The sequence below is a fragment of the Cupriavidus sp. MPR-AND1C genome, assembly GCF_058809705.1.
The window spans coordinates 30,946-50,154 of record NZ_JBXASU010000024.1; the positions used below are offsets into that span (position 1 = coordinate 30,946).

Annotated in this window: 16 protein-coding genes; 8 read left to right on the plus strand and 8 right to left on the minus strand. The window is 66.9% G+C overall.

Annotated elements, in window-relative coordinates:
* Positions 1-90: 90 nt before the first annotated feature.
* Complete coding sequence (locus AC1RWI_RS15430; RefSeq protein WP_043355004.1) at positions 91-1,092, minus strand: Bug family tripartite tricarboxylate transporter substrate binding protein; 1,002 nt, start codon at positions 1,090-1,092, stop codon at positions 91-93.
* A 262-nt stretch (positions 1,093-1,354) separates the two neighbouring features.
* Here AC1RWI_RS15430 and AC1RWI_RS15435 point away from each other — a divergent pair, with 262 nt between their 5' ends.
* The 4 genes from AC1RWI_RS15435 to AC1RWI_RS15450 all read left to right on the plus strand — a co-directional run bounded on the left by AC1RWI_RS15435 (position 1,355) and on the right by AC1RWI_RS15450 (position 7,704).
* Positions 1,355-1,864 carry a sigma-70 family RNA polymerase sigma factor gene (locus AC1RWI_RS15435; protein ID WP_174423586.1) on the plus strand — a complete coding sequence of 170 codons (510 nt, stop codon included), beginning with the start codon at positions 1,355-1,357 and terminating at the stop codon, positions 1,862-1,864.
* A complete protein-coding gene (locus AC1RWI_RS15440; protein ID WP_492867298.1) occupies positions 1,864-2,916 on the plus strand; it encodes a FecR domain-containing protein in 1,053 nt (350 codons plus the stop codon). Before AC1RWI_RS15435 ends, AC1RWI_RS15440 begins: the two co-directional genes overlap by 1 nt.
* A gap of 108 nt (positions 2,917-3,024) precedes the next feature.
* Complete coding sequence (locus tag AC1RWI_RS15445) at positions 3,025-5,244, plus strand: TonB-dependent receptor (RefSeq protein ID WP_492867347.1); 2,220 nt, start codon at positions 3,025-3,027, stop codon at positions 5,242-5,244.
* Between the two features lie 3 nt (positions 5,245-5,247).
* On the plus strand, positions 5,248-7,704 hold the full coding sequence (locus AC1RWI_RS15450; RefSeq protein WP_492867300.1) for a TonB-dependent siderophore receptor: 2,457 nt from the start codon (positions 5,248-5,250) through the stop codon (positions 7,702-7,704).
* Positions 7,705-7,711: 7 nt separating this feature from the next.
* Here AC1RWI_RS15450 and AC1RWI_RS15455 read toward each other — a convergent pair whose 3' ends face one another.
* The 5 genes from AC1RWI_RS15455 to AC1RWI_RS15475 all read right to left on the minus strand — a co-directional run bounded on the left by AC1RWI_RS15455 (position 7,712) and on the right by AC1RWI_RS15475 (position 12,614).
* Positions 7,712-8,044, minus strand: coding sequence for a hypothetical protein (locus AC1RWI_RS15455; protein ID WP_492867302.1), 333 nt, complete (start codon positions 8,042-8,044; stop codon positions 7,712-7,714).
* Positions 8,045-8,313: 269 nt separating this feature from the next.
* Positions 8,314-9,675, minus strand: coding sequence for a GntP family permease (locus AC1RWI_RS15460; RefSeq protein ID WP_043355010.1), 1,362 nt, complete (start codon positions 9,673-9,675; stop codon positions 8,314-8,316).
* Positions 9,676-9,791: 116 nt separating this feature from the next.
* A complete protein-coding gene (locus AC1RWI_RS15465; protein ID WP_006163400.1) occupies positions 9,792-10,184 on the minus strand; it encodes a RidA family protein in 393 nt (130 codons plus the stop codon).
* A gap of 40 nt (positions 10,185-10,224) precedes the next feature.
* Positions 10,225-11,718: an N-acyl-D-amino-acid deacylase family protein gene (locus AC1RWI_RS15470; protein WP_492867304.1), complete on the minus strand. Its 1,494-nt coding sequence runs from the start codon at positions 11,716-11,718 to the stop codon at positions 10,225-10,227.
* Between the two features lie 2 nt (positions 11,719-11,720).
* Positions 11,721-12,614, minus strand: coding sequence for a MurR/RpiR family transcriptional regulator (locus AC1RWI_RS15475; RefSeq protein ID WP_043355014.1), 894 nt, complete (start codon positions 12,612-12,614; stop codon positions 11,721-11,723).
* Between the two features lie 147 nt (positions 12,615-12,761).
* On the opposite strand from AC1RWI_RS15475, the gene AC1RWI_RS15480 reads away from it, so the two are divergent.
* From AC1RWI_RS15480 to AC1RWI_RS15495, 4 genes are all read left to right on the plus strand, one after another.
* Positions 12,762-14,030, plus strand: a complete 1,269-nt coding sequence (locus tag AC1RWI_RS15480; protein ID WP_492867306.1) for an amino acid deaminase — start codon at positions 12,762-12,764, stop codon at positions 14,028-14,030.
* Positions 14,031-14,115: 85 nt separating this feature from the next.
* A complete protein-coding gene (locus AC1RWI_RS15485) occupies positions 14,116-15,051 on the plus strand; it encodes a sugar kinase (RefSeq protein ID WP_492867308.1) in 936 nt (311 codons plus the stop codon).
* Positions 15,052-15,108: 57 nt separating this feature from the next.
* On the plus strand, positions 15,109-15,753 hold the full coding sequence (gene eda / locus AC1RWI_RS15490; protein ID WP_043355019.1) for a bifunctional 4-hydroxy-2-oxoglutarate aldolase/2-dehydro-3-deoxy-phosphogluconate aldolase: 645 nt from the start codon (positions 15,109-15,111) through the stop codon (positions 15,751-15,753).
* Between the two features lie 82 nt (positions 15,754-15,835).
* Positions 15,836-17,485: a phospholipase D family protein gene (locus AC1RWI_RS15495; protein ID WP_492867310.1), complete on the plus strand. Its 1,650-nt coding sequence runs from the start codon at positions 15,836-15,838 to the stop codon at positions 17,483-17,485.
* 46 nt (positions 17,486-17,531) lie between these two features.
* Here the strand turns inward: AC1RWI_RS15495 and AC1RWI_RS15500 are convergent, their stop codons facing one another.
* Complete coding sequence (locus tag AC1RWI_RS15500; protein WP_006163387.1) at positions 17,532-17,663, minus strand: entericidin A/B family lipoprotein; 132 nt, start codon at positions 17,661-17,663, stop codon at positions 17,532-17,534.
* 131 nt (positions 17,664-17,794) lie between these two features.
* Complete coding sequence (locus AC1RWI_RS15505; protein WP_043355023.1) at positions 17,795-19,129, minus strand: GGDEF domain-containing protein; 1,335 nt, start codon at positions 19,127-19,129, stop codon at positions 17,795-17,797.
* Positions 19,130-19,209: the final 80 nt, after the last annotated feature.

Consider the following 19,209-nt stretch of genomic DNA (forward strand, 5'->3'; position numbering starts at 1 on the left):
CCCGCCCCCCGGCGGCGGCGGCCACGCCTTGGGAAAGGCGAGCCGCCATGCAAGCCCCGGGTACCCGGTAACAGGTACCCGGGGCTTGTGCTATTCGAGCTTCACCCTGCCGTCCTTTGCGAGCCGGCGATATTGCGGTATCTCGCCCTGCACGCGCCGGCGGAAATCCTCCGCATTGCCGCGCATGACCCAGATCGACTGCCGCTGGAAGACTGCCTCCACGGAAGGGTCCAGAAGCACCCCCTGCAATTCCTTTTCCAGCCGCTCCACCACCGCTTGCGGCGTGGCGCGCGGCGCGGCAATGCCGAACCAGAACGCGTTGCCGGGCATGGCGATGCCGAGTTCGGCAAAGGTTGGCACGCCCGGATACTGCGGGGAGCGCGCCCCGGCACTGATCGCCAGCGGACGCAACTTGCCGGACTCGAGGTAAGGCTGTGCAACGGCGATGGGGTCGAGGCTCAGGTCGATCTGCCCGCCAATGACGTCGGCGAGGATCTGCGTGCTGCCACGATATGACACGGGCGTGATGTCCGCGTGCAGGTCGGCCTCGATCATGGCGCCCACAATGGATTGCGCGGTGCCCGGGCCGGTGGTGCCGTAGGTGATCGTTCCCGGTTGGGCGCTTGCACGCGCCAGCATGTCCGCGAACGACTTGATGCCGGAGTCCGCACGGGTGGTGAGCATTACTGGCGCCTGCGCGATGATGCCGATCGGCGCCCAGGCGCCTTGCGCCGGGATGGGCAGGCCGGTGCGCAGCGCGGGGAGCATGCTGAACGTGGTGGAACTGGCGAGAAGCAGCGTGTATCCGTCGGCGGGCGCCTTGGCGACCTGTTCCGCGGCGATCATCGTGGAGGCACCCGGCCGGTTCTCGACTACCACGGGCTGGCCCAGTCGGGTACGCAACTTATCGGCGATGACACGGGCAATGATGTCGGTGGTGCCGCCCGCCGTGAAAGGGACCACCAGGTGCACGGTCCGCTGTGGGAATGCTTCCGGGGCGGTCTGTGTCTGCGGGTTGGGCGCCGAGGCGGCCACCAGCAGCGAAGTGGTGACCAGACGGCGCAACGGGTCTAAGGAAAAGAGCAGGTCCATGGGCAGGTCAACTGGCGTCGGGTAGCCGCACCTGCAGGCTGGCGTGAGCAGATAAAAGCACGTTAAGTATCAAAGAATGGCGGGTATGGCGGGACTAGATGGCTTTGCCGGGCCATCGCGTCGATTCTACGTCAGATGCTGCGTTGCAATATGCACGCCTGGCTGTGCTGTTGGTTGCACTAATTATTTTCCGTGCCATATAATGCGAACCATTCTCATTTAAGTTTGGCCGTGCCAGACACTTCACTACGCAAGGGAAGCGATGGCCGCCGCCGAATCCGCGTTACAGCAGCATGTCCATGCCCTCTACAGCGATCACCATCGCTGGCTGCAGGGATGGCTGCGGCGTCAGCTTGGCAATGCGTTTGACGCCGCCGACCTGGCGCAGGATGTGTTTCTCCGCTTGCTCCATCGCGAGCCGTGCGATATCAGGGAACCGCGCACCTACCTGAGCACGATCGCGCGCGGCCTTGTCATCGAGCACTGGCGCCGCCGGGAGCTGGAACTGGCCTGGCTGGAGACGCTGGCGCAACTGCCCGCGCCGCAGGCGCCGTCGCCCGAGAGCCGGCTGCTTTTCCTGGAAACCCTGATCGCCATCGACCGCATCCTGGATGCGCTGAAGCCGCAGGTGCGCAAGGCATTCCTGTGGGCCCAGCTCGAAGGGCTGACCTGCCGGCAGATCGCGGAGCGCCTCGGCGTGTCGCTGGCTACCGCCGAGCGCTATGTCGCGGCGGCGCTGCGCCATTGCTACAGCTTGCGTTTCGGTGGTTGATGCCCGTGAGCGACTCCGCCAGGCCAGGCGACCCAACGGCTACGCCTGGGCCCGAAACCCCGATCCCGATCCCCGCGCGCATCGTCGACCAGGCCATCCACTGGATGGTCAAGCTCGACTTCGGTGAGGCCAGCGCCACCACGCGCAAGGCATTCGCCCAATGGCGCGACGCCAACCCGCTGCACGCGCTCGCCTGGCAACGCGTGCAGGCACTGCGCACTGACTTCTCCGGCATGCCGCCGGCACTGGCGTTGCGTACCCTGCAAGCTGCCGATGCCCGGCGTGGCGTGGGCGGGCTTAAGCGCAGGCAGGCGCTCAAGGTGTTGGCGCTGGCCGGCATCTCGGTGGTCACGGCGGCAAGCGTGCGCGAACTGGCGCCATGGCAGGGCCTGGTCGCCGACGCGAGCACGGCCACCGGCGAGCAGCGCACCATGCGTCTGGCCGACGGAAGCACCATCGTGCTCAACACCGATACCGCCATCAATACCGTGCTGGGCGCTGAGCGCCGCTTGGTCACGCTGCGGCGCGGGGAGATCCTGGTGACCACGGGACATGACGATGGCTTCGCGGCCGGCAGCGCAGCGGTGCGGCCGTTCTGGGTGCAGACGCCGTTCGGCAGCCTGCGTGCGTTGGGCACGCGCTTTGTGGTGCGGATCGAGGACGAACGCGCCCGCGTTACCGTGCAGGAGGGCGCCGTAGAGCTGCACCCGGCTGCGGGCGGGGCGACCGACGTAGCGCGTGCGGGGACGACCTGGTGGCTCGCCAAGGCCGGCAGCATGCCGGCGACGGCGCAGCCGTTCGACGCGGACGGCTGGGCCGATGGCGTCATCGCGGGCAAGGACATGCGGCTGGCGGACGTGCTGGCCGAACTGTCGCGTTACCGCACCGGCCACATTGCCTGCGATCCGCGCGTGGCCGATTTGCGTATCTCGGGCGCCTACCACGTGCGCGACACGGATCGGGTGCTGCGCTTCCTGATGCAGGCGCAGCCGATCGCCGTGGCCTATCGCACGCGCTTCTGGGTTTCGGTTGGCCCGGCGGGAGGGCATTGACCCCATGCCAGGCGTGTCCGAGAAAATATTTCAGGAAAATTGAGGGGATTTCGATTCTCGACCGGCCTACAGCGTAGGAACTCAAATTAAACGCTGCCGGAGAAGGGAATCATGTCTGCAACTCGTTATGCCACTGTCATCGCCGCTGGGCGCCCACCCCGACCCAAGCCGTTTGCGCTTGCCGTGCACCACGCCATGGTCTGCCTTGCCATGGGCGCAACCGTCGCGCCGCTTGCCGTGAGCGCACAATCGCAGGCGGCCCCCGCGCACGCCGCGCCGACCCTGCCGGCGGTAACCGTCACCGCCGGCGCCGAGGCGCCGGGAGAACTGCCACAACCCTACGCGGGCGGCCAGGTGGCGCGCGCAGGCCGCCTGGGGTTGCTGGGCAACAAGAGCATCATGGACACGCCGTTCGCCATCACCAACTACACCGCGCAGCGCCTGGAGGACCAACAGGCCACCACGCTGGCCGAAGTACTGAACAGCGATCCGTCCACGCGCTTCACGGGCCAGGTTGGCGGCGTGACCGATTCATTCTATATCCGTGGCTTCCCGATCAATGAGGGCAACCTGTCGGAGATCGCGTTCGATGGCGTGTACGGCGTGTCGCCGAATTACCATCTGTTTACCGAGTACCTGGAGCGGGTCGAAGTGCTGAAGGGGCCGGCCGCCTTGCTGTACGGCATGTCGCCGAACAGCGGTGTCGGCGGCGTGGTCAATGTCGTGCCCAAGCGTGCGCTGGCGACGGACCTGACGCGATTCACGCTCGACTATGCGTCTGACGCGCAGGTGGGCGGCGCGGTGGACCTGAGCCGCCGTTTTGGCGAGGACCGCGAGTGGGGCATTCGCTTCAACGGCCTGCACCGGCAGGGGCCGACGGCGCTCGACAGCCAGAAGTCGCGCGCCGAGGTGGCCGCGCTGTCGCTCGACTACCGCGGCGAGCGCCTGCGGGCCTCGCTCGACCTGATCGAGCAATACCAGTGGGTCGATGCTCCCACGCGTCCCTTCCTGATCGCAGCCGGCGTGCAGGTACCGCCGGCGCCGGACGGCAGGCGCAATGTCAGCCAGCCCTGGGGCTGGTGGAAGTCCAACGATGTGTCGACGCTGCTGCACGCGGAATATGACCTCACCGACAACCTGACGGTGTTTGCCGATGCCGGCGGTACCCGCTCGGACGTGGCGCGCTTGTCCGACCAGACGCCAACCATCCTGAATTCGGCCGGCGCGACCTCGTCGGCCGTGCAGAACTGGAAGTTCCAGGTCAACCGCTCGAGCTTCGATACTGGCGTCAGGAGCAAGTTCGAGACCGGGCCGGTCAAGCACGCGCTGGCGCTGCAGGCCAATCTGTACATGGACCGTTTCGCCAGCGCCAACGTGTCAGGCACGCCGGTCACATCCAATATTTACGCCCCGGCCGACCGCGCGGCGCAGAACATTGCCGCCCCGCAAAACGTGCCGAAGGTGTCCGGCTCCACGCTGTCGGGCCTGTCGCTGGCCGATACCTTGAGCGTGCTGGACGACCGCCTGCAGTTCACCCTTGGCCTGCGCTACCAACAGGTCAACTCGAGCAACTATGCTGCCACCGGCGCGAAGACCGCTTCATACGACGAAAGCGCTGTCACGCCGCTGGCCGGCATCGTCTTCAAGACCTGGCACAACGTCTCGCTCTACGCCAACTACGTGGAGGGGCTGAGCAAGGGAGACATCGCGCCGGCGAGCGCGTCGAATGCGGGGCAGGTCTTTGCGCCGTACAAGACCAAGCAGCAGGAGGTGGGCATCAAGTTCGATTCGGGCAAGGTGATGGCGACCCTGGCGGCGTTTCGCATGACCAAGCCCAGCGGCCAGTTGTATGGGACGGTCTATGCCATCGACAGCGAGCAACGCAACCAGGGGCTGGAGCTGACCGTGTCGGGGCAGGCCTACAAGGGCGTGCGCCTGCTCGGCGGGCTGACCCTGCTTGACGGCGCGCTGACCAGGACCAACAGCGCGGCCACCCTTGGCAACCGCCCCGTGGGCGTGCCTGCCGTCATGGCCAACCTTGGCGGCGAGTGGGACCTGCCGTGGGTTCCGGGCCTGACGCTGACCAGCGCGCTCAACTACACGGGCAGCGAGTACGTCAACCAGGCGAATACGCAGCAGGTGCCATCGTGGACAACCGTCGATCTCGGCGCGCGCTACAAGACGTCGATGTACGGCAAGTCCACGACGTTCCGGGCGGGTTTGTTCAATGCATTCAACCGGAAGTACTGGTCTGGGGTGGCATCCTACGGCACGATCTCTCTCGGCGCGCCGCGGACCTTCATGGCTTCCATGAGCGTGGATTTCTAGGCATTGGCCGCACGACGCCTCGCGCTTTGCAGCGCCTTCGCTTGTCTTGCCCTTGGTTTGGGCGTGGCGCCGGATGCGGTGCTCGCGCAGGCGAGCCCGGTGGTAAGCCAGGCGGCAAGCCCGGTGGTGAGCCCGATCGCGAGCACGGGCCAGGCGCGGATGTTCGCCATCGCGCCTGGCCCGCTTTACGCGGTCCTCAATCGTTTTGCCAGCGTCGGCGGCATCGATCTTTCCTATGATGCCGCGCTGCTCGGCAGCGCCCAAAGCCCAGGACTGAATGGCATCCATACCGTGCCGGACGGGCTGCGGGCGCTGTTGGCGGGCAGCGGGCTGGAAGCGGTGGAAATGCCGGGAGGCGGGTTCTCATTGCGCAAGGCGCCGGCGGTCTCCGGCACCCAGGCAGCGCCGTTGCTGCCCACGGTCACGATCTTCGGCGCGGCAGCGGTTGCGAGCGACCTGCCCCCGGCGCTTGCCGGCGAGCAGATCGCGCGCGGCGCCAGGCTTGGGCTGCTGGGCAACATCGACATCATGGACGCGCCGTTCAGCATCACCAGCTACACCGCCAAGGCGATCGAGGACCAGCAGGCGCGCACGGTGGGCGATATGGTGGCCGTTGATGCGTCCGTGCGCTACGTCAGCCAGCCTGGCGGCATCCTGGACGCCTTCACGATCCGCGGCTTTCCCGTTGGCAATGGCAACTTCGGCGAGATCGCCTTCGACGGCATGTACGGCGTGGCCTCCAACTACCGGGTATCGACCGGCTACATCGAACGCATCGAGCTGATCAAGGGCCCCACCGCCATGCTGATCGGCATGGCGCCCAGCGGCAGTGTCGGCGGTGGCATCAATATCGTGCCCAAGCGGGCGACCGGTCCCGACCTGACCCAGGTCACAGCCGACTATGCCGCCTCATCGCAGCTGGGCGGCAACCTTGACGTAAGCCGGCGGTTTGGCGCGCAGCGGCAGTTCGGCATTCGCGTCAATGGCAACTATCGGGCGGGCGACACCAACCTGGACAACCAGTCGCGCCGCGCCGGCGCTGGCGCGCTTGCGCTGGACTACCAGGGCGAACGCTTGCGAGCGACGCTGGATTTCATCGACCAGCAGGAGAAGATCACCGCGCCATCGCGCCTCTTGCATATCGTTTCCGGCATCAACGTGCCCGATGCGCCCAATGGGCGGCGCAATGTCTCGCAACCCTGGGAAAACGCCAGCATCCGCGACCAGTCGCTGCTGATGCGGGCGGAATACGACATCGGCGACAAGCTCACCTGGTTCATCGCCGGCGGCGGCGGCCGTACCCGGGTGGCCAGGCTCTTTGCCATCACGCCCACCATCATCAACGAGGCCGGCGATGTTGCCGTGCTGGACTCGAACTACAAGTTCAACGTAGCCCGCACCACCGTGGACACGGGCTTGCGCGCCCGCTTCAACACCGGGGCGGTGAGCCACCACCTGAGCATGCTCGTGAGCGACTACCGGGACCAGTTGGAACGCGGCTTCAACAACGCCACGACCACCTCGCTGACCAACCTCTACCAGCCCGTGTCGCTGCCGGCGCAGTACATCGCGGCGCCCGCCGGCGTGCCGAAGGTCTCCCAGGCGCGGCTGACCGGCGCGGCCCTGGCCGATACGCTATCGATGCTGGGCAAGCGCGTGCAACTGACGCTGGGGCTGCGCCATCAGCAGGTCACGTCAGACAATTTCAGCGCCGGCGGCGCCATCGCATCGCACTACGGCCAGGGCGCCTGGACGCCAATGCTTGGCCTGGTGGTGAAGCCCTGGCAACACGTCACGCTGTATGCCAACCGCGCCGAAGGGTTGAGCAAGGGCGACACCGCCCCTGGCAGCGCCAGCAATGCCGGCGAGGTATTCGCGCCTTACAGGTCAAGGCAGCTTGAGTTCGGCGTGAAGGTCGAGCAGGGCGGGATGGTGGCGACCGTCAGCGCATTCCAGATATCGAAGGCAAGCGGCCAGATGTCCGGCGCGCGGTTCGTGGCGGACGGCGAGCAGCGCAATCGCGGGCTGGAGTTCGGGCTATATGGGGAAGTGGTGGCCGGAGTGCGGCTGCTGGCCAGCGCCACCGTGCTCGATGCCAGGATTGTCCGCAGCGGTGACCCCGAGTCGGCTGGCAAGGCCGCTGTTGGCGTGCCGACGCTGCAAGCCAACCTGGGCGCCGAATGGGACGCCGGTTTCGCGCCCGGCCTCACTCTGGCCGGTGGGCTGGCCTACACGGGACGGCAATATGTCGACCGGGCCAATACGCAAAGTATCCCGCACTGGACCCGCGTCGACATCGGTGCGCGCTACCGGACTACCGTGGCGCACAGGCAGACCACCTTCCGCCTCAATGTCCGCAATGTCTTTGACAAGCATGACTGGGCGGCGGTTGATGCCTACGGCGGGCTGGCACAAGCCGAGCCGCGCACGCTGCTGCTTTCGGCAACGATGCGTTTCTGAGGCAGTTTTACTTGGTGACGGTGGATTCCGCGGCGCGCTTGTCGGCATCGCGCAGGCGCTTGACGGCTTTGCCCAGCAGCCCGCCTTCGCTATCCGATACGGCTTCTTCCAGCGTGGCAAGCGCGGCCCTGATCTGCGTGCCGTGGGCGTTCGAGTACGCCTGGTCTTCAATCCGTGCGTCGGCTTCCTTGCGCACGCGCTTGCCCAGCTTGCGGGCAAATTCGGGATCGAGCTGGCCTTGCGCAGTGGCATTGGCGATGTGGTCGAGCAGGGCGATCAGGCCCGGCGCGGTCGTGGTGACCGGGACAGCGTCCTCGGTCTTCCTGAGTTTTTTAGGCATGGTTCTTTTCCTCCGGTTGGGGCTCGATTCTAGCGCTAGGGGGAAACCCGGGCCTGCTTCCCAGTATGAAAGATTTGTGACGCCTTGTCGGCGCGACGGATGATGCCCGGTCTCTGGCAGCGGCAGGAAAAAACGCGGGGCGCCGATGATTTGCTGCAGTGCACACGATAGCACATTGTGGACGGCATAAAAAAGGAGGGGCACACGCATGTGCCTCCTCCTTTTTGGCGGGCGCCTTGCGGGCCCCCGGCCTGATCCTGTTCGGACGCTCAGACTACCGTGGCAAGCGCCAGGGTCAGAAGCAGCGCGATCACCGAAATGAGCGTTTCGCACACCGACCAGGTCTTGAAGGTCTGGGCCACGGTCATGTTGAAGTACTCCTTGACCAGCCAGAAGCCGCCGTCGTTCACGTGCGACAGGATCAGCGAGCCGGCGCCGGTGGTCAGCACCAGCAGCTCGGGCCGCGTGCCGGGCACGCTGGCGGCGATCGGCGCGACAATGCCGGCAGCCGTGGTCATGGCCACGGTGGCGGAGCCGGTGGCGATCCGGATCAGCACGGCGACCAGCCAGCCCAGCAGCAGCACCGACACATGCGCGCCGGTGGCCACGTCGACGATGGCGTTGGAGATGCCCGAATCGCGCAGCACGCGGCCAAAGCCGCCGCCCGCGCCGACCACCAGCGTGATGATGGCGGTGGGCGCCACGCACTCGTTGGTGAACCTGAGGATGTTTTCCCGGGTGAAGCCGCGGCGCTTGCCGAAGGTGTAGAAGCTCACCAGCGCGGCGATCAGCAGCGCGATCACCGAGTTGCCGATCAGCTTGAGGAAGTCGTTGGCAAAGGTCTTGGGCGTGGTGATGAGGTCGGCCCAGCTGCCGATCAGCATCAGGATCACGGGCAGCAGGATGGTAAACAGCGTGATGCCGAAGCCCGGCAGCTCGTGCGAGGCCTTGACGCCTTCGTCTTCCTCGGTGAACTGCGCGGCCAGCGGATTCACATCCGGCAGCGTCACGTAGCGCGTCATCAGCTTGGCGAACAGCGGGCCAGCGATAGCTGCCGTGGGAATGCCCACGATCAGCGCGTACAGGATGGTCTTGCCGATATCCGCCTTGTAGGCGGTCACCGCCAGCAGCGCGGCGGGGTGCGGGGGGATCAGGCCGTGCACCACCGAAAGGCCGGCTACCATCGGGATGCCCACCAGCACCATGGAGGTGCCGGTACGCTTGGCCACGTTGAAGGCGATTGGCACCAGCAGCACGAAGCCCACTTCGAAGAACACGGGCAAGCCGACGATAAAGGCGATGGTCACCATGGCCCAGTGCACGTTCTTCTCGCCGAAGGCGTCGATCAGCGTGCGCGCGATGCGCTCGGCGCCGCCGGACTCCGCCATCATCTTGCCGAGCATGGTGCCCAGGCCCACCACCAGCGCGATGTGGCCGAGCGTGCCGCCTACGCCGGCCTCGAACGATTTGACGATGTCGCCCATCGGCATGCCCACGGCAAAGCCGAGCAGGACCGAGACGACTACCAGGGTAATAAAGGGATTGAGCTTGAATTTCGCGATCAGCACGACCAGTGCGATCACCGCGATCAACGCGTAAAGCAAAAGGGTGGTTCCGGTTACGGCGCCCATGTCGTCTCCTTTGTGCGAGGTCCACCGGGACTCCGGCGGGGCTCCCTCGCGTCCGCTATGAAAAGGGCCGCGCTGGCGGCGGCCGGTTCAGGTCTTCGTGGCTGGCTGGCCCGGGATCAGGCCGCCGGCTTCTTGTAGGCGATGCAATCCACTTCGACCTTGCAGTCCACCACCATGCTCGACTGCACGCAGGCGCGCGCGGGCGGGTTGGCGCCGAAGTACTCCTTGAAGATCTTGTTGAACGACGCGAAGTCGCGCGCGTCGTCCAGCCACACGCCGCAGCGCACGATGTGCTCGGTGCCATAGCCGGCTTCGGCCAGGATGGCCAGCACGTTCTTGATGGCCTGGTGGGTCTGCGCAACGATGCCGCCGTCGATCACCTCGCCGGCCACCATCGGCACCTGGCCGGACACGTAGAGCCAGCCGTCGGCTTGCACGGCACGGGAAAACGGCATGTGCTGGCCGCCGGTGCCGGCGCCGCCTTCGACGCCAAATCGTTTGATATCCATGGGGACTCCTGAAGCAGATTGCAAATGGGGGATTAGATGGTTACTGTGCCGGCGCCGCGCTGGCCCCGGCAGGCTTTGTGCGCGTGAGGAAGCGGCCGGCCCGCGCGCCGGTGGGCTTGCGCTGTTGCCACGACAGCTCGCCGTTGACCCACACGCAAGCGATGCCCTCTGCGGGCTGCATGGGATCGGTGAAGCTCGCCGCGTCGCGGATGGTGGCGGCGTCGAACAGGACCAGGTCGGCCCAATAGCCTTCGCGCACCAGGCCGCGCCCGGCCAGGCCGAAGCGCTCGGCCGACAGCCCCGTCATCTTGTTGATCGCGACCGTCAGCGGGAACAGTTCGCGGTCACGGGCGTAGTGGCCGAGCACGCGCGGAAAGGCGCCCCACAGGCGCGGGTGCGGGAGCGGATCGTTGGGCAGGCCATCGGATCCCACCACCGTGGCGGGATGGCTCAGGATGCGGTCCACGTCCGCGTCTTCCATGCAGTGATAGACCGCGCCGGCGGGCTGCAGCCGGCGCGCGGCATCTTCGAGCCCAAGCTCCCACTCGGCGGCGATATCGGCCAGCAAGCGCCCGCCCATGTCGGGGTGCGGCTCGGACCAGGTCACCATGATGTCGAAATCGCTGGTGACCTGCTTGAGGTCGAGCGTGGACGAGCTGGCGGTATAGGGATAGCAATCGCAGCCCACCGGCTGCCAGCGTTGCGCGCGCTCCAGCGCATCCAGCACTTCCCCGCTGCGCCCCCAGTTCTCCAGGCCAGCACACTTCATATGCGAGATCACCACCGGCACGCGCGCATGGCGCCCGATGCGGAAGGCCTCATCCATCGCCTCCAGGATGTCGGCGAACTCGCTGCGCAGGTGAGTGGCATAGAGCGCGCCCGCGTGCGCCAGCGGCTCGGCCAGCGCCAGCACTTCGTCCGTGGTGGCGGCAAAGGCGTTGGCATAGGCCAGGCCGGTGGACAGGCCAATGGCGCCATGGTCGAGCGCTTCTTGCAACTGTGCGCGCATCGCTGCGATCTCGGCCGGGGTGGCGGTGCGGTCCAGCCGGTCCATGTGGTTGCTGCGCAGCGCCGTATGGCCGACCAGCGCGGCCACGTTCACGGCGGGCCGGGCTGCCTGCACGGCCGCAGCATAGGCGGCGAAGTCCGGGTAGCAAAAGGCATCGCTGGTGCCCAGCAGGTTCATTGGGTCGGGGGGCTCGCCGCGCAGCGTGACAGGCGCCGCGCTGATGCCGCAGTTGCCGACGATCACCGTGGTGACGCCTTGCGATAGCTTGGGGGTCATCTCGGGCTGGCGAACCACGTTGGTGTCGTCGTGCGTGTGCACGTCGATGAAGCCCGGCGCCAGCACCAGGCCCGCGCCTTGCACCACATGCGCGGCGCTGCCGGGGTCGATGGCATCGGCGCCATCCTCCAGCATGGCGATGCGCGCGATGCGCCCGGCGCGCAGCGCCACGTCGGCCGCGCGCGCCTCGGCGCCGGAGCCGTCGAGCAGGGTGACGCCGCGGATGAGGGTATCGAACAGTTCAGGCATGGTCAGTCTCCGAGCGGCTGGCGGCTATCGGTGGCGCCAGTGCCGCGGTGCGCGTCGAGCACGTACTTGAGCCGGCGCAGGTTGTCCTGGCTCTGGTCTTGCTGCAGCAGGGCGAGCTGGGTGGCCAGCACGTCCATGACCAACAGCATCGCGTAGCGCGAGGCCGAGGGCTTGAAAATGAAATCCGTTTCCAGCGTGCGCACCGGCAGCAGCACGTCCGCGCGCGCCGCCAGCGGTGAGCCCAGCGCGGTCACGGCCACCAGTTTCGCGCCGTATTCGCGGGCGATATCGCAACTGGCCAGCATCTCGGGCACGTTGCCCGTGGCGGAGAACGCAAGCACGACATCGTCCTTGTGCAAGGTGGCTGCCACCATCTTCTGCAGCAGCGCGTCCTGGTAGCTGGCCACGGGACGGCCCAGGCGGGCCAGCCGGTAACGCGCTTCGTCGGCCATGAAGGACGAGCCGCCACCCATGCCAAAAGCGTAGACCATGCGCGCCTGCAGCAACAGGCGCGCCGCACGCTCCATATGGTCGGGATCGATCAGCTTGCGATTGACCTCAAGAGAGTCCAGGATATCCGCATGAATGCTGTCGGCCAGCGTGGCAGGGGACGGCTCCGCCGCGCGGGCGACTTCCGCCTGCAGGAAGCGCTGCCCCACGGCCGTGGCTTGCGCCAGGCGCAGCTTGAGGTCGCGCACGTCGCGGCAGCCGATGGCCTTGGCGAAACGGGTCACGCTGGCTTCGCTCACCCCGGCCTGCCGCGCCAGCTCGTTGATGCTGGTGGCGGCGGCGCCCGCCAGGTCCTGCAGGATCACCTGGGCGACCTTCTGCTCGGCCAGGCGCAGCGTGGGGCCACGCTCGGCGATGCGGGTCAGGATGTCGAAGGGCGCGGACATGGTTGGCGGGTCGATGGTGGGGGAGCCGTCCCGGAGGCGCGATGTCGCCTCGGAGCCAGCTTTGAATGTTACTTTATAACAAAGGTGAAATATCGTAATTTCAAGGCTATCATTACGTCAATCGGAATTTTTCAGGATGATGACAGCATGCTTGAAATAAAGTACCAAGCCGGCACGATCGATCCGCTCAACAAGGCGCTGGGCAAGCTCGACGCCCCGCTGGCACCCGACGCAGCCGGCCAGGTGGGCTGGCAATTGCTGGCGGAAGACCTCAGCCTGCCAGCCGCCGTGCTGTATGAAGAGCGCCTTGCGCACAACCTGGAATGGATGCGCCGCTTCATGGGTGAGTACGGTGTGCAGTTGGCTCCGCATGGCAAGACCACCATGGCGCCCAAGCTGTTCGCGCGCCAGCTGGCCGCCGGCGCCTGGGGCATCACGCTGGCCACCGCGCACCAGACTGCCGCCGCGTACGCGCACGGCGTGCGGCGCGTCTTGATGGCCAACCAGCTGGTGGGCCGGCGCAATATGGAAATCGTGGCCGACCTGCTGCGCGATCCGGATTTCGAGTTCTTTACGCTGGTGGATTCGGCGGCGCTGGTGGACCAGCTGGGCAGGTACTTCAGCGCACGCGGCCAAACGCTGCAGGTGCTGCTGGAACTGGGCGTGCCAGGCGGGCGCACCGGCGTGCGCGGTGCGCAGCAGCAAGCAGCGGTGCTGGCGGCGCTGGCGCGCTGGCCAGGCGTGCTGTCGCTGGCCGGCGTGGAAATCTACGAGGGCGTGCTCCAGGAAGAGGCCGATATCCGCGACTTCCTGCGGCGCACCGTGGCGGTGACGCGCGAGCTGTTCGCGGCCGGCCGCTTCGGCCGCAGCCCGGTGGTGATGTCCGGCGCGGGCTCGGCCTGGTACGACGTGGTGGCGGAGGAGTTCGCCACCACCGACATCGGCGCGCCGATCGACATCGTGCTGCGCCCGGGCTGCTACCTCACGCACGACGTGGGCATCTACCGCGCCGCGCAAAAGCGCATTCTGGCCAGCAACCCGGTCGCGCAGAAGATGCGCGAGGGCCTGTTGCCGGCCTTGCAGTTGTGGGCCTATGTGCAGTCGATTCCCGAGCCGGAGCGCGCCATCATTGGCATGGGCAAGCGCGATGCCGCCTTCGATGCGGGCATGCCGATCCCGGCGCAGGTCTACCGGCCCGGCGCGAGCGTGCCGGTGGCGGTGCCCGCGCATTGGGAGGTGACAGGCATGATGGACCAGCACGCTTATCTGGCGATCCGCCCCGGCGACGATGTCCAGGTCGGAGACATGGTGGCCTTTGATATTTCCCATCCCTGTCTTACCTTCGACAAGTGGCGCCACATTCCCGTGCTCGACGGCGACCTGCGCGTGATCGATCTCGTGCAGACGTTCTTCTGAACGGCCGCTCGCAGCAGCAAGAACCGCGATAGCAGCAACGACAGCAACGACAGCAACGACAGCTATAACAGGGGACGCTTGCACCATGAGCATCGACATTCTCGCCTTCGGCGAAGCGCTGGTTGAGTTCAACCAGCAGCCCGACGATCCCTCCCGCTACCTGCAGGGCTTTGGCGGCGACACTTCCAATTTCTGTATCGCCGCGGCGCGCCAGGGCGCCCGCGCCGGCTATATCAGCGCGGTGGGCGAGGATACCTTCGGCGAGCGGCTGCTGGCGCTGTGGACGCAGGAGCGGGTGGATACCCGCCACGTGCGCATCGACGCGGGCGCGCCCACCGGTGTGTACTTCGTCACCCACGACGCGCACGGGCACCGTTTCGACTACCTGCGCAGCGGCTCGGCGGCCAGCCACTACAGCCACGAGAACCTGCCGCACCACGCCATTGCCGAAGCGCGCTACCTGCATGTGTCCGGCATCAGCCTGGCCATCAGCACCAACGCGTGCGATGCCGGCCTGGCGGCAATGGAACATGCGCGCAAGGCCGGATGCCAGGTCACGCTCGACACCAACCTGCGCCTGCGCCTGTGGACCCTGGCGCGCGCGCGCGGCATCATGCGCGAGGCCTTCGCGCTGACCGATGTGTGCCTGCCGAGCTGGGACGACATCACCGTGCTGACGGGCCTCGATGACCGCGACGCCATCGTCGACTACCTGCTGGGCTGCGGCATCGGGCTGGTCGCGCTGAAGCTGGGTGAGGAGGGCGCGTACGTGGCCACGCCCGAGGCGCGCACGCTGGTGCCCCCGTACACGGTGCGCCCGGTGGATGCTACCGGGGCCGGCGATTGCTTCGGTGGCAGCTTTGTCGCGCGCCTTGCCGCCGGCGACGATCCGTTCGACGCCGCGCGCTACGCCAATGTGGCGGCCGCGCTGTCCACCACCGGTTACGGCGCAGTGGCGCCGATCCCGTCCATCGAAACCGTGCTGGCGCGAATGGCGCAGTCGGTTTCCGTGATCGCCTGATTCTCAAGCCCTCAAGCCCCAAGCCCAATCGTCCGACCTCACAGAAGATCCACTGCCATGCAAAGCCAATCTCCCTCGCTGATCGAACGCCTCGTTAACGTGCCGGTGATCCCGGTGCTCGAATTCTCCTCCGTGGACGAAGCCCTGCATGTGTCCGAAGCCTTGATCGGCGGCGGCCTGCCGGTGCTGGAGATCACGCTGCGCACGCCGGTGGCGCTGGACGCCATCAAGGCGGTGGCGGCAGCTTTCCCGCAAGCCTGCGTAGGCGCGGGCACGGTGTTGACGGCGGCCGACCTGAAGGCTGTGAGCGACGCCGGCGCGCAATTCGCGGTTTCCCCCGGGCTCACGCCCGCGCTGGCCGTGGCCGCGCAGGGTGCGGGCGTGGCGCTGTTGCCCGGCGTAGCCACCGCCAGCGAGGCGATGGCCGCGATGGAAGCCGGTTTCAAGTTCCTGAAGTTCTTTCCTGCGGAAGCGTCGGGCGGCGTGCCGATGCTCAAGTCGCTTTACGGGCCGTTCGCGCAACTGCGCTTCTGCCCGACGGGCGGCATCGACCTTGCCCGCGCGCCAACCTATCTCGCGCTGCCCAATGTGGTTTGCGTTGGCGGATCCTGGGTGGTGCCCAAGGATGCGGTGGCAAAGGGCGACTGGGCGCGGGTGCGCACACTGGCGCAGGAGGCTGCTGCGCTGCGCAAGTCCGCCTGAAGCCCCTGGCGTCGGACAAAGGCGGATAGCGGGCCGCCGCGCCAGGTTATAAGCTTGGCATATCCCGACTGCTGGAGGCAGCATGGCTGTGCAACTGGCGGGTCCGGCCCCCGGTGGCATGGCAGCTTCCCGGCGCCGCGGCGCAATGCTGGCCCAGCGGATTGGCCGCGTGTTGATTTGCGCGTGTGTCCTGTTTGCCGGGGGGTGCGCGAGCCTGCCCAAGGAAGCGCCGCGCGAGCAGAGCGTAGCGCTGGCAGATCCGGCGACCACCGCCCTCGGGCGGCTGGTTGCGCAGAGCTCGCCCGATCCGGCGCTGTCCGGCTTTCATGTGATCGCTTCTGGCGAAGACGCCTACGGCGCGCTGATTTCGCTGGCCGACCATGCCACACGCACCCTGGATCTCCAGTACTACGTCATCGAGGCCGACGAATCGTCCCGCGAGATCCTGCGGCACGTGCGCGCGGCGGCCGGGCGGGGCGTGCGCGTGCGCGTGCTGGTGGACGACCTGCATAGCGACGGCAAGGATCGCGCCTTCCTGCGCTTCGCGGGCCATCCCAATATCGAAGTACGCATGTTCAACCCGTTTCCTGCGGGGCGATTCTCCAAGCTGACGCGGATGCTCTCGTCCGCCACCGATGTCCGCCGGCTCAACCGCCGCATGCACAACAAGGCCTTTATCGCCGACAACGCGCTGGCCATGACGGGGGGGCGCAATATCGGCAACGCCTATTTCCTGCGCGCTCCCGACACAAATTTCGTCGACCTTGACGTGATCGCTGCCGGCCCCGCGGTACGCCGGCTGTCTGCCGCATTCGACCGATACTGGAACAACCCGCTGGCCGTGCCGGTAGAAGTCCTGGCAACCCCGGCGGATGCGGCCTCCGGCGCTAGCGCGGCGCGGCCCGGGCAGGCTGCCGTTGACACGCAGACGGATAGCAAGCGCAGCGACGCAGTGGGCATGACGCCTGCCGGCAAGATCGATGCACGGGCGAGCTTCCTGGGCCGCCAGCTCACGGCCGGCGGCAAGCTGGCTCTCGAATGGGCTTCGGCAAGCGTGATGGTCGACGCGCCGAGCAAAGCCGCGCCGGACCAGGCGCCGGCCACCGGCGAGACCATGAGCGAGGAGTTGGGCCGCATGTTGAGCGGGGCGAGCCAGGAGGTCATCCTGATCTCCCCCTATTTCATCCCGGGCGACCGCGGCGTCGCGTGGATGGCGGATCTGGTCAGGCGGGGTGTCAAGGTGCGGGTATTGACCAACTCACTGGCCGCCACCGATGCGCCCATCGTCCATGTGGGCTACCGGCGCTATCGGCCCGACCTGCTGCGCGCGGGGGTGGAACTGCATGAGCTCAAGTCGCGCCCCGGCCGGCCGCGGCAAATCGTCGGGGATTACACGTCTTCGCAGGCTAGCCTGCATGTGAAGGCAGCCGTCGCCGACCGGACCAACCTGTTCGTGGGATCGATGAACTTCGATCCACGCTCGGCCAGCCAGAACACGGAGACGGGTCTGATCATCCATAGCGCCAAGCTGGCGCAGCAAGTCGCGCAATTGTTCGCCGGGGCGATCGATGACAACAGCTACCTGCTGCGCTTGTCCGATCAGGGCGCGGTGCAGTGGGTGGATGGCAAGGGGGATAAGGCGGTGGTGTCCGATACCGAGCCGGATACAAGCTGGCAGACGCGCTTGTGGATCGACGTACTCGCGCTGTTCACGCCTGAGCAGTTGTTGTGACGGCCGCGGAGCGCCATGCCTGGCGCTCCGGTGCCGTCAGCGCATCTTACTTGCTGCGATCGGCTGCGCCTTCAAGCTTTTGGCCACCCTTCTGTATATCCTGGCCCAGGCCGGCCATGGTGTTGCAGCCAGCCAGCAGGGTGGCAAACAGAACGCAGAAGATCCATCCTTTTTTCACGCCAGACTCCTTTCGGTCATTGAATTCGCCGTAATTTTACCGTTGTCGCGGTGCTCTATTGAAGCACGATGCGTGCCCTTTTGTAACCGATCGTGCCAGGACTGTAGCGCGGCGCGGGCATACGCTGCGCCCTAGGTCGGCAATTCACGCGCGCGTGCGCAGATTGCAGCATGTGTCTGCGCCAGCCAGTGAGCCGGGAAGGGCTGTGCCAGCAGGTATCCCTGTATGGCGCAACAGCCCCAACGTCGCACTTCGGCCAATTGGTGCCGTGTTTCGATGCCTTTGGCACAGACTGGCAGGCCAAGGCGCAGCGCCTGCTCGCAGGCGGCTTGCAGCCGGGCGGCGGTGCCTGCCTGCCCTGGCTGCTCGCTGCTGCCGATGCAGCGCGCGTCGAACGTCAGTAAATCGGGTTGCAGGCGCTCCAGCGTTGACGTGCCGCCTGGCGCGTCGGCAAAGTCGCTCAAGGCAAACCGCAGGCCCGCGCCGCGCAACGTGGCGAGCTTGGCCGCGGCAGCGTGGTCGTCGGCCAGCAATGCCTCGCCAGGAATCTCGAGGCAGATCCTTGCCGGGTCGAGCTTGCGCGCCGCCAGGGCGCGCGGCAAGGTGTCGATCAGCGCGGTGCCGTGCAACTGGGCGCTGGAAACCAGCAACGACAGTTCCACCGGATCGGCGACGCCCGGGCAATCCAGCAGGGGCAAGGCGTTTTCAATCAGCCAGCGTGCCACCTCGCCCATCATGCCAAGAGACTCCAGCGCGGGCAGGAAGTCTTGCGGCGCGACACGCCCCAACTCAGGGCTCTGCCAGCGCAGACGGGCCGTGTAGCCAGTCACGCAACCCGTGGCCAGCGATGCCCTTGCCTGCAGGTTCAGCGCGATCTGCCCGCGCGCCAAGGCAAAAGGCAGGGCGGCCAGGAGCGGCGTGGAAAGTGATGCAGGGGTGGCAATGCCGCCGGCGACGCCGTCGCCGCCGCGTTTGCGTACGCGCAGCATCGCGTCATAGGCCTCATGGAGGCTGCGCTCCGCTGGCTTGTCGGGTTCGTCCAGCGCCACGCCAATGCTGCTGGACAGGAACAGCTCGAACCCGTCGTGCACGAACGGCCGCGCCAGGCCGGCGGCCACGGCGCGCGCCAGGCGCATCGCCGCTTCCAAGGGATCGGCCGCTGGCAGTAGCTGCGGGGACAGCGGCACAACCGCGCCGATATCAGCCTGGCCCAGCCAGTTCACTTCGGCCGTCTGGGCCAGCGCGGCTACGCGCGCCGCCGCTTGCGCGCGTAGCCGCGTCGATAGCGCTGCACCAAGTGTTTCGCTAGCGTAGGTAAAGCGATCGAGATGGATCACCAGCACCGCGAAGCGCGGTTGCGTGGCCAGCGGCATCTGCCGCCGTGCCATCAAGGCAGCCACGAAGTCGCATTTTTCATGAGGGTCCACCTCCGGCGAGCGGACGGCATCGTCTGCGTCTGGATGCATTGGGGGTCCCTGTGGGCAGCATGATTTCGCCGCACGGTGGCATGAGCGCGGCCTGCCAGAGCTCTGGCCGCGGCAACCGC

Excerpts from the sequence above, each read along its gene's own strand:
- AC1RWI_RS15480 (WP_492867306.1), top strand. The coding sequence starts at position 12,762 with ATGCTTGAAATAAAGTACCAAGCCGGCACGATCGATCCGCTCAACAAG.
- AC1RWI_RS15435 (WP_174423586.1), top strand. The coding sequence starts at position 1,355 with ATGGCCGCCGCCGAATCCGCGTTACAGCAGCATGTCCATGCCCTCTAC.
- AC1RWI_RS15470 (WP_492867304.1), bottom strand. The coding sequence starts at position 11,718 with ATGCCTGAACTGTTCGATACCCTCATCCGCGGCGTCACCCTGCTCGAC.
- AC1RWI_RS15460 (WP_043355010.1), bottom strand. The coding sequence starts at position 9,675 with ATGGGCGCCGTAACCGGAACCACCCTTTTGCTTTACGCGTTGATCGCG.
- AC1RWI_RS15455 (WP_492867302.1), bottom strand. The coding sequence starts at position 8,044 with ATGCCTAAAAAACTCAGGAAGACCGAGGACGCTGTCCCGGTCACCACG.
- AC1RWI_RS15495 (WP_492867310.1), top strand. The coding sequence starts at position 15,836 with ATGGCTGTGCAACTGGCGGGTCCGGCCCCCGGTGGCATGGCAGCTTCC.
- AC1RWI_RS15440 (WP_492867298.1), top strand. The coding sequence starts at position 1,864 with ATGCCCGTGAGCGACTCCGCCAGGCCAGGCGACCCAACGGCTACGCCT.
- AC1RWI_RS15505 (WP_043355023.1), bottom strand. The coding sequence starts at position 19,129 with ATGCATCCAGACGCAGACGATGCCGTCCGCTCGCCGGAGGTGGACCCT.
- AC1RWI_RS15430 (WP_043355004.1), bottom strand. The coding sequence starts at position 1,092 with ATGGACCTGCTCTTTTCCTTAGACCCGTTGCGCCGTCTGGTCACCACT.
- AC1RWI_RS15475 (WP_043355014.1), bottom strand. The coding sequence starts at position 12,614 with ATGTCCGCGCCCTTCGACATCCTGACCCGCATCGCCGAGCGTGGCCCC.
- AC1RWI_RS15465 (WP_006163400.1), bottom strand. The coding sequence starts at position 10,184 with ATGGATATCAAACGATTTGGCGTCGAAGGCGGCGCCGGCACCGGCGGC.
- AC1RWI_RS15485 (WP_492867308.1), top strand. The coding sequence starts at position 14,116 with ATGAGCATCGACATTCTCGCCTTCGGCGAAGCGCTGGTTGAGTTCAAC.
- eda (WP_043355019.1), top strand. The coding sequence starts at position 15,109 with ATGCAAAGCCAATCTCCCTCGCTGATCGAACGCCTCGTTAACGTGCCG.